Below are 1,464 nucleotides of genomic sequence, written 5' to 3' on the forward strand. Positions count from 1 at the left end.
CCCCACGGGCGGGCGCGGGAGCCGCCCGGTTCCCGCCCGCGGGCCGCCGCGCGCCCTGCCCGGGGCCGTGCCCTCCCCCGATGGTGGCCGGAGCCCGCCCGCCCACGCGTAGCGGCGCGGGGCGGTGGGTAGAGGGCGCGACATCCCCTTCCGGGGTGCCGTACCCGCCCGCGAGCCACGGTGGCGGGCGCGGGTAGATTGCGAGGGGTCGGACCGCCCGGACCCCGGCGGGACGTACCGTGCCCGTCGACGGCGCAGCCTGCCGGTGCCGGCGGCGGCATCCCCGCGCCGCCCCACCGCGGTCGTCCCGACCACGGCCGGGACCACGGCTGCCGGCCCATCACGGGCGCCGGCGCGAACGGGAAGGAAGTGGGCGGCGATGGACCACATCACACTGCGTGGGCTGCGGGCCCGCGGATTCCACGGCGCGCTCCCCGAGGAGCGTTCTCTCGGCCAGACCTTCGTGGTCGACGTCAGGCTCGGGCTGGACACCCGCCCCGCCGCCGCCGGGGACGACCTGGGACGCACCGTCCACTACGGGGTGGTCGCCGAGGAGGTGACCGCCCTGGTCTCCGGCGAGCCGTTCGCGCTGATCGAGACCCTCGCGGAGCGCATCGCCGACCAGTGCCTCTCGCACGAGGCGGTGCGGGAGGTGGAAGTGACGGTGCACAAGCCGGGGGCCCCGATCACCGTCCCCTTCGACGACGTGACCATCACCATTCTGCGGAGCAGACCATGACGAGCAGCGACAACGCCGCTTCCTCCTCCCCCGACCCGACCGTCCAGCCGGTCCCTTCCGCGGTGGTGCAGCAGGTGGACGCCGCCGATGCCACCCTGCACAACCCGCGGCTCGCGGTGATCGCCCTCGGCAGCAACCTCGGCAACCGGCTGGAGACGATCCAGGGCGCCGTGGACGCGCTGGAGGACACGCCGGGGCTGCGGGTCACCGCCGTCTCCGCCGTGTACGAGACCGAGCCCTGGGGTGTGCCCGAGGGCAGCCAGGGCACCTACTTCAACGCGGTCGTGGTGGTGCGGACCACGCTGCCGCCGTCGTCGCTGCTGGAGCGCGCGCAGGCGGTCGAGGAGGCGTACGAGCGGACCCGCGACGAGCGGTGGGGGCCGCGCACGCTGGACGTCGACATCGTCTCCTACCAGGACGTCGTCTCGACCGACCCGCGGCTGACGCTGCCGCACCCGCGCGCCCACGAGCGGGCCTTCGTGCTGGTGCCGTGGCTGGATGTGGACCCGGAGGGCGACTACCCGGGCCGCGGTCCGCTCGCCGAGCTGCGGTCGTCGGTCGACGACAGCGGGGTGCGGCGACGCGAGGACATCGCTCTGGCGCTGCCGAGCTGAGACCACGCGTGAGGTCGGGCAGCGGATGGGGTTGCGGCAGCGCGCCCGGCCGCCCCTCGCCCCGCCCCCGGCCGCCGCGCGTCCCGGCGGCCGGGGCGCGCGGGACCGCCC

General features: G+C 76.3%; 2 protein-coding genes. Both read left to right on the forward strand.

The window, feature by feature from the left end:
- The first annotated feature begins 379 nt into the window (after positions 1–379).
- Positions 380–739: a dihydroneopterin aldolase gene (gene folB, locus HCN56_RS25500; protein WP_167975003.1), complete on the forward strand. Its 360-nt coding sequence runs from the start codon at positions 380–382 to the stop codon at positions 737–739.
- Positions 736–1,353, forward strand: a complete 618-nt coding sequence (folK, locus tag HCN56_RS25505) for a 2-amino-4-hydroxy-6-hydroxymethyldihydropteridine diphosphokinase (RefSeq protein ID WP_167975005.1) — start codon at positions 736–738, stop codon at positions 1,351–1,353. The genes folB and folK overlap by 4 nt, the downstream gene beginning before the upstream one ends.
- Positions 1,354–1,464: the final 111 nt, after the last annotated feature.

Origin of the sequence: Streptomyces lonarensis, assembly GCF_012033735.1 — a bacterium.
GTDB classification, from domain to species: Bacteria; Actinomycetota; Actinomycetes; order Streptomycetales; family Streptomycetaceae; genus Streptomyces; species Streptomyces lonarensis.